Below are 7,869 nucleotides of genomic sequence, written 5' to 3' on the forward strand. Positions count from 1 at the left end.
GGGCTTGCCCCGGCCTTTCTGATTGAGGAGTCGAAAAGATGCAGGACGAACTACGCGATCACCGGATCACCGAAGAGCCCTACTATCAGCCGACCGCCGACGAGGTGGAGCTGTACGAGGCGGCCTACTCGGTGCGTATGCCGATGATGCTCAAGGGCCCGACCGGGTGCGGGAAGACGCGCTTTGTCGAGCACATGGCCTGGAAGCTGGGCAAGCCCCTGATCACCGTGGCGTGCAACGAGGACATGACCGCCTCGGATCTGGTCGGCCGCTACCTGCTGGATGCCAATGGGACCCGCTGGCAGGACGGTCCGCTGACCCAGGCGGCCCGCCATGGGGCCATCTGCTATCTCGACGAGATCGTCGAGGCGCGCCAGGACACGACGGTGGTGATCCACCCGCTGACGGACAACCGTCGCGTACTGCCGCTGGAGAAGAAGGGCGAAATGGTCGAGGCGCACCCCGATTTCCAGGTGGTGATCTCCTACAACCCCGGCTACCAGAGCCTGATGAAGGACCTCAAGGAATCCACCAAGCAGCGCTTCGGCGCGCTGGATTTCAACTATCCGGATCACGCGACCGAGGCTCGGATCGTCGCCCACGAGGGCGGGGTCAACGAGGATATGGCCGGCAAGCTGGTCAGCGTGGCGGAGCGCGCGCGCAACCTGAAGGGCCATGGCCTCGACGAGGGGATCTCGACACGCATGCTGGTGTACGCCGCCTCGCTGATTGCCAAGGGTGTGGCACCCCTGGCGGCCTGCCGCATGACCCTCGTCCGTCCGATCACGGACGATCCGGATATGCGTGACGCCCTCGACTCCGCCGTGACGACGTTCTTCTAGGCGCCTGCGACGGATCACGATGAGCATCCATCTGGAGGACTACCAGGACCTCCTCGAGGACCTCGGGGACCAGGCCGCAGAGGTCCTCGAGGCCTCGTGGCAGGAGGCGTCGCGCGCGTTCAGTGCTGGTGGACTGAAGCGCTACTACCTGGAAGGTGCACGGAGCCTGCACTCCCTGGGCCGCGGGTCCGAGATGGTCATCGCGTTCGTTCAGGAGACCCCGAACCTGGCCCAGGAACTGGGGGAGGACGCAGTCGGCGAGCTGGTCCGCTCGGTGATCAAGATGTACTCGAAGACCAGTGCCGCGGTGATCACGTTGCTGATCTCCACCAGCCCCATCGCCGCCCGCCGGCTGGGAGACCAGGGCCTGTTCTCGGGTTATCTCCGCCTGGTCGACAACCTGCTGGGGCAGGTGCCGCGTGGCGTTCGCCCGATGCTGGAACACCTGGACGAGCTCCTGGCCCACCTGACGCTCGGCGGCCTGCGCCGCTGGGCAAGCTGGGGGGCACAGGCCCATCGCACCGATCTCGAGGCGCAGATTGCGTATTTCGGCCTGGAATCGCCCGAATCCCGCTCGGTCTTTCAGAAGGAACGCCGCGGCACGCTGTTCGTGGACGTCCAGCGTCGCATCAATCTCTACCTGCGTTCTTTGTGGGCGCGCGACTTTTTCATGCGCCCCACGAGTGGAGATTTCGAGTCCCGCGAGGGATACAAGCCCTATATCGAGGGCTTCACGATCTTTCTCCCGGACGCCTTCGACGACTGGGAAGGTCTGACCGGGCTGGATCTCTACCGCGCGGCAGCGGCCCATGCCGCGGCCCACGTGGTCTACACCCGCGAGATGCAGCCGGAGGAGGCGCCGCGCGGCGTGACCGGCGTGCTGACCGAGCTGTTCGAGGACGCACGCGTGGAGGCTCTGGCAACCCAAGGCTTCCCGGGTTTGCGCAACCTGTGGACGCCGCTGCATACGGCGACCCCGGGGGACGGTGACGCCCCGCAGGCGTTGCTGGCCCGTACCGCGCGGGCCCTGCTGGATTCCGACTACCGCGATGACCATCCGTTCGTGGCCAAGGCCCGCGCGGCCCTGACCGAACGGGCGGACGATCTGGAGGCCCCTGGACTGGCGCGCGAGCTGGCCGAGACCCTGGCGCCGGAGTTTCCGGAGAAGGGCTACATGAACCCGCGGCAGGTCGCGCCCGATGTGCTCTACCGCGATGACAACCGCTACATCTGGGCGTTCGGCCGCGAGGAAGAGGACTTCGAGACGCTGATGGCGAACGGCGCGAATCAGGAGCGGATCTATGTCTCGCTGATGGAGATGATCAACACCCTCGATGTCCCTGGCGCCGGGGACGATGCCCAGCTGATCATGGTGCTGGAGACCGAATTCTTTCGCGACAGCGAGGACGAGAGCATCAATCAGCAAGAGGGCAGGGAACCCATTTCTCTGCCGTACCACTACCACGAGTGGGATTACCAGATGCAGCTGGAGCGGCCGCACTGGGTCACCCTGCTGGAACGACGTCCGCAAAAGGGCGACGTGGAAGAGATCGACGCGATCAACGAAAAGCACAAGCCGCTGATCTCGCGCCTGAAGTTTCTCATCGAGGCGATGCAGCCACAGGGCGTCCAGCGTCTGCGCAAACAGGCCGAGGGCGACGAGCTGGACGTGAACGCGCTGGTGGAGGCGCAGATCGACCTTCGCATGCGGCGCCAGCCGGACGAGCGCATCTACGTGCGCAATGTCCGCCAGGTGCGGGATCTCTCTGTGCTGGTGCTGCTGGACCTGTCGGAGTCAACCAACGAGACCCTGGCCGATGGCGAGACGACCGTGGTGCAGCTGGCGCGCGAGGCCACCGCTCTGCTGGGCGGGGCGATCTCGAAGATCGGCGATCCCTTCGCCATCCATGGCTTCGCCTCCGACGGGCGCCACGACGTCGAGTATTACCGCTTCAAGGATTTCGATGCCCCCTACGACGATCACGCCCGCGCCCGCCTGGCCGGGATGAAGGGGCAGCTTTCCACTCGTATGGGGGCGGCCATCCGGCATGCCGGTCACCTGCTTCACCAGCAGGGCTCGGCGAAGAAGCTGTTGCTGATCGTCACCGACGGCGAGCCGGCGGATACCGATGTGCGCGACCCGCAATACCTGCGCCAGGATGCCAAGCGTGCGGTGGAAGAGGTTGGCAAGAATGGCGTCTACAGCTTCTGCATCAGCCTGGACCCGAAGGCCGACGAGTACGTGGAACGGATCTTCGGCGCGCAGCATTTCATGGTGCTGGACCATATAGAACGGCTACCGGAAAAGCTGCCCATGCTGTACGCGGGCCTGACACGGTAGGGAGTACCGTGACCCATCGAGTCCGACACGACCAGCGCCTCGCCCGGCGGGAGCTCCAATGAAGCACCATGACGGCGTTATGGCGCTTGACAAGGACCGGGCCATTGCAGGCGCGCTGCGCCTTGTTCTGGCATTTGAGGGGAACGCGGGTTGCGTCGGACTCGAGAGGTGGCGGTACTAGCATGGCCAAGAAGGGGAGCAGCTCGACACCGGCGAAGGAGTCCAGCCTTCCGCAGGTGATGCTGAAATCCGAGCTACCGGCGCATTTGATCCGGCACGCCACCCTGCGCCAGTTGCAGGTGTTCGAGGCGATCGTGCGCCTGGGCAGTTTCACCCGCGCCGCGGAAGAGCTGTACCTGACCCAGCCCACTGTTTCCATCCAGATCAAGAAGCTCTCCGGCGCGCTGGGCCTGCCGCTGTTCGAATACGTCGGGCGCAAGGCCTTTCCCACTGAGGTGGGGTTGCTGCTGTACGACACGTGCCGCGAGATGCTGGGGGCCCTGACCAACCTGGAAATGAAGCTCGCGGAGATGCACGGGCTGAAGCGCGGACGCCTGCGCCTGGCGGTCATTACCACCGCGCAGTATTTCGCGCCCACCATCCTGGGACAGTTCGCCAAGCGCTATCCGGATGTCGAACTGTCGCTGGAGGTCAGCAACTTCGACCGTGTGCTGGATCGCCTGGCCAATAACGACGACGATCTGTACATCATCGGCCACGTACCCGAGCGGCTGACCGACATCGCCGTGTATCCATTCGCGCCGAACCCGCTGGTGGTAATGGCCAGCCGCGATCATCCCCTCGCCGGGCAGCGCAACATCCCGATCGAGCGGCTGGAGCGGGAGACCTTCCTGATGCGCGAGCCGGGGTCCGGTATTCGCGAGGCAACCCTGAAGCTGTTCCAGGGACACGGTATCAACCCGACCGTGCGCATGGAGCTGGGCTCCAACGAGGCGATCAAGCAGGCGGTGATTGGCGGTCTGGGGATCGCGGTGCTGTCGCTGCACACCCTCAGCGCCGAGGGCGCGGGTGGCCCGGTGGCGTTGCTGGACGTGGAGCACTTCCCGATCCACCGCCAGTGGCACATCGTCCACCCCAAGCAGAAGGTGCTGTCGGTCGTCGCGCAGACCTTTCTCGATTTCGCCATACAGGACGAGGCGCGGGTGCGCGGCCAGGTCGAGGATCTGCTCGCTGCCTTCAAGGCGCAGGCCAGGTGACGGGTGCTGTCGCGCGCATGACAGGCCCGGGAGGGTCCCTTACAATTCATCGTTCATCCGGCCGGGGACGGCCGACCTCGGAGATCTGCCAGTGACCACGAGCAGCCGGCCGCGCATCAGCGGCACCCAGTTCATCAACGCCGATCAGGCACCGCGGGCGCGTCTGAGCCTGAGTGCCTCGCATCGCGACCAGCACCACCCGGTGACCGGTACAGGCGGGGATCCGGCGTTCGGCGCCATCGATACCCCGCCGAACGAGAGCTGCGTGGTCTGCGCCCCGGCGACCCGCCGTCTGGCCGAGGAACTGTTCGATGGCTGGAATGACGCACTCCAGACGGGTGACGCGCGCAAGGTCACCGAGCGTTATGCCGAGGACGCCGTGCTGCTGCCGACTGTCTCCAACGTCCCGCGCACCACGCACGCCGAGATCCAGGACTACTTCGAGCACTTCCTCGAGAAGAAGCCCTTTGGGACGATCAACACCCGCAACGTGAAGCTCGGCTGCAACAAGCTCACCGACGCCGGCACCTACACCTTTCGCGTCACCGATGGCGGCGAGACCAAGGATGTCCCGGCGCGCTACACCTTCGTGTACGAGAACCGCGACGGGGAGTGGAAGATCGTCCATCACCACTCGTCGATGATGCCGACCGACTGAACGGGCTCGCTCCCCCGGTCCGGGCGTCGTTCGGACCGGGATTCGCCCCGGGGACGGGGTGTCGGCGCTCAGCCCTCCGCGTCTCGCTGCAGTGCCCGTCCCAGCTTGATGCCCGTGGAGATCAGGCCGACGTGGCTGAATGCCTGCGGGAAGTTGCCGAGGAATGCCCCGCTGGCGGGGTCGATCTGTTCCGGCAGTAGGCCGAGATGGTTGGTGCGCGCGCACAGGGCGTCATACAGGGCCTCGGCCTCGTCCAGGCGGCCCTGCCCCAGCAGGTTGTCCGCCAGCCAGAAGCTGCACAGCACAAACGCACCCTCGTGTCCGGGCAGTCCGTCCGGGGATTCCTGCGGCAGATAGCGATAGAGCAGGCCGTTGCCGGCGCCCAGGCGGCGCACGACGGCCTCGGTCGTGGCGACCATCTTCGGGTGATCCGCCGGAATGACGCCGCGTCCGGGCAGTGCCAGCAGACTCGCGTCGACGCCGCCGCCGCCCAGGTGTTCGGTCAGGCTCTGGAGTTCGGGGTCCCAGGCCTGTTCCAGGATCGCCTCGTGGATCTGCCGCGCCTCGGAACGCCAGAGGGGGCTGTCCCCGCCCATGCCATTGTGCTCGGCGAGCGCGGCTCCGCGCTCCAGCGCCACCGCGCACAGGGCGGCGGAGTAGGTAAAGGGTCGTCCGGCCGTGCGCACTTCCCAGATCCCGTGGTCGGGGGTTTTCCATTCGGCCTTTGCGGACTCGACCAGGCGCCGCAGGCGCCCCCACAGGTGATCGTCCAGCGTGCCACCCCAGCGTACCCAGCGCCAGGCGCAGTCGAGGATCTCCCCGAACACGTCATGCTGGCGCTGCTCGACCGCGCCATTCCCCCAGCGCACGGGTCCCGAGCCGCGATAGCCCTCCAGGTCCGGATCGCTGCGCTCCGGTTGCGGGAGGTGGCCGTCCACGTCGTACAGGACCCGGGGCCAGCCCGCGCGATCGACGGCGTCCAGCGCCCAGCCGATAAACCCGGCGGCCTCGTGGGTCATGCCGATCTCGCTCATCGCGTAGACCGAAAAGGCCGCATCGCGGATCCACGCGTAGCGGTAGTCCCAGTTGCGCGGGCCGCCGATCGCCTCGGGCAGGGACGATGTCGGCGCCGCGATCATCGCCCCGGTCGCGGTGTAGTCCATCAGCTTGAGGGTAACCGCGGAGCGGCGGACGAGCTCTTCCTGCGGCCCGGCATAATCGAAATGCCGCATCCATCGTCTCCAGACCAGCAGGGTGGCCTCGAGCAGCTCCTGCGGGGTGCGGGCCTGGAACCGGTGTGTATGTGGCCCCCAGCCGAGCACCAGGTGATGCTGTTCACCCGCCTCCAGCTCGTGCAGGCTGTCCGCGTCCTCCAGTGGCAGGGACGAGCCGAGGGCCAGTTCCAGTTCCGGCTGGCGGTGCAGCGTCAGCCCCAGCCCCGCTCCGTGCGGATACACCTTCGCTCCACCCCGGGGCACGATGCGCACCCGCAGGTGGACCCGGCCCTCCAGTACCTCGATCCGGCGCAGCAATTCGTTGCGTCCGGCGGGCGCATCCTCGGAGAGGTCCGCCCCCGCACGCAGGGGCAGGCAGTCGGTGATGCGGACCCGTCCTTCCGGGCCGGTCATCTCGGTAATCAGCACGGCGGTGTCCGGGATGTAGCGCTGGTGCGAGGCGACGAGGGGTTCCGGGGCCACGGTGAAGGCGCCGCCGCGCTGGTGATCCAGCAGGGCGCAGAACAAGGGTTCGGAGTCGAAGCGGGGGACGCACATCCAGGGGATGGCGCCGTCGCGGCCGACCAGGGCGGCGGTCGTGCAGTTCCCGATCAGGCCGTGCTCCTCGATCGGCAGGTAGCCCTCGATGCGGTGTACGGGGCGGTCGGATACGGTCACTTATCACTCCCTCGACATGGACGGTTGGCCGGGCAGGCAGGAGGGGGCCGGCGCGTCCAGGATCACGACGGACTCGCCGGGCAGCTCCAGGCTGTCCGGACCCACCACGATACCTGCATCGGACTGCAGCAGGAGGTGCCCGGCCACGGCGCCCGGGCACGCCAGCCGTTGCGGGGCAGGGTGCAGGTTGCACACCACCCGGAGTCCCGGCCGGTGCATGATCAACCAGCGTGCCGCCTCGTCGAAATGCGCCTCGATCGCCTCCAGACGGTCGTCGCCGAACGCCGGGTGGGCATGTCTCAGGGCGATCAGGGCCTGGTACCACTGCAAGATGTCGGCATGCGGCTCGCGTTCGAACTCGTTCCAGTCCAGGCGGGATTGTTCGAAGGTCTCGATGGATTGCGGGTCCGGGACGTTGCCGGGATCGGTGTCCCGGCGGAAGGCCGCGAACTCGCGTCGCCGGCCTTCGGTCACCGCACGCCCCAGATCGGCGTCGCTGTGATCGGTGAAATACAAAAATGGCGTTGCGGCCGCCCATTCCTCCCCCTGGAACAGCATGGGTACGAAGGGACTGGTCATCACCAGGGCTGCACCAACCCTCAGCAGTCCCGGTGAGACGTTTTCACTGATGCGGTCCCCCAGGGCCCGATTGCCAACCTGGTCGTGGTTCTGCAGGCAGCCGACGGAACGCCTTCCGGGGAGGTCGGAGGCCGGTCGACCGTGGGTGCGCCGGCGGTAGTGGGAGTAGCGCCCGTCATAGACGAGGCCTCGCGTCAGCACCCGGGCGACATCCGCGAGGCGTCCGAAGTCCGCGTAGTAGCCGTCGGACTCGCCGGTCAGCAGGGCATGCAGTGCGTGATGGAAGTCCTCGTTCCACTGCGCGTCCAGGCCGTAGCCGCCGGTCTCGACCGGCCGTGCC

At 66.8% G+C, this 7,869-nt stretch carries 6 protein-coding genes; 4 read left to right on the plus strand and 2 right to left on the minus strand.

What is annotated here, in order from left to right; all coding sequences use genetic code 11:
• Window positions 1-38: 38 nt before the first annotated feature.
• From ACESLR_RS05325 to ACESLR_RS05340, 4 genes are all read left to right on the plus strand, one after another.
• Window positions 39-842 carry a CbbQ/NirQ/NorQ/GpvN family protein gene (locus ACESLR_RS05325; protein ID WP_373024702.1) on the plus strand — a complete coding sequence of 268 codons (804 nt, stop codon included), beginning with the start codon at window positions 39-41 and terminating at the stop codon, window positions 840-842.
• 19 nt (window positions 843-861) lie between these two features.
• Window positions 862-3,183: a nitric oxide reductase activation protein NorD gene (locus tag ACESLR_RS05330; protein WP_373024703.1), complete on the plus strand. Its 2,322-nt coding sequence runs from the start codon at window positions 862-864 to the stop codon at window positions 3,181-3,183.
• 239 nt (window positions 3,184-3,422) lie between these two features.
• Window positions 3,423-4,400: a LysR family transcriptional regulator gene (locus ACESLR_RS05335; protein WP_373024713.1), complete on the plus strand. Its 978-nt coding sequence runs from the start codon at window positions 3,423-3,425 to the stop codon at window positions 4,398-4,400.
• Window positions 4,401-4,491: 91 nt separating this feature from the next.
• Entirely contained in the window at window positions 4,492-5,058 is a 567-nt protein-coding gene (locus ACESLR_RS05340) for an SgcJ/EcaC family oxidoreductase (RefSeq protein WP_373024704.1), read from the plus strand.
• A 68-nt stretch (window positions 5,059-5,126) separates the two neighbouring features.
• On the opposite strand, the gene ACESLR_RS05345 is transcribed toward ACESLR_RS05340, so the two are convergent.
• Window positions 5,127-6,950, minus strand: a complete 1,824-nt coding sequence (locus ACESLR_RS05345; protein WP_373024705.1) for a glycoside hydrolase family 15 protein — start codon at window positions 6,948-6,950, stop codon at window positions 5,127-5,129.
• Between the two features lie 3 nt (window positions 6,951-6,953).
• On the minus strand, window positions 6,954-7,869 hold a 916-nt coding region (locus ACESLR_RS05350; protein ID WP_373066764.1), incomplete at its 5' end, for a DUF3459 domain-containing protein.

The sequence above is a fragment of the Thioalkalivibrio sp. genome (genome assembly GCF_041685615.1).
GTDB lineage: Bacteria > Pseudomonadota > Gammaproteobacteria > Ectothiorhodospirales > Ectothiorhodospiraceae > Thioalkalivibrio.

What these genes read in the sequence shown, in the direction of transcription:
- ACESLR_RS05335 (WP_373024713.1), top strand. Translation starts at nt 3,423, where the DNA reads ATGCTGAAATCCGAGCTACCGGCGCATTTGATCCGGCACGCCACCCTG.
- ACESLR_RS05330 (WP_373024703.1), top strand. Translation starts at nt 862, where the DNA reads ATGAGCATCCATCTGGAGGACTACCAGGACCTCCTCGAGGACCTCGGG.
- ACESLR_RS05325 (WP_373024702.1), top strand. Translation starts at nt 39, where the DNA reads ATGCAGGACGAACTACGCGATCACCGGATCACCGAAGAGCCCTACTAT.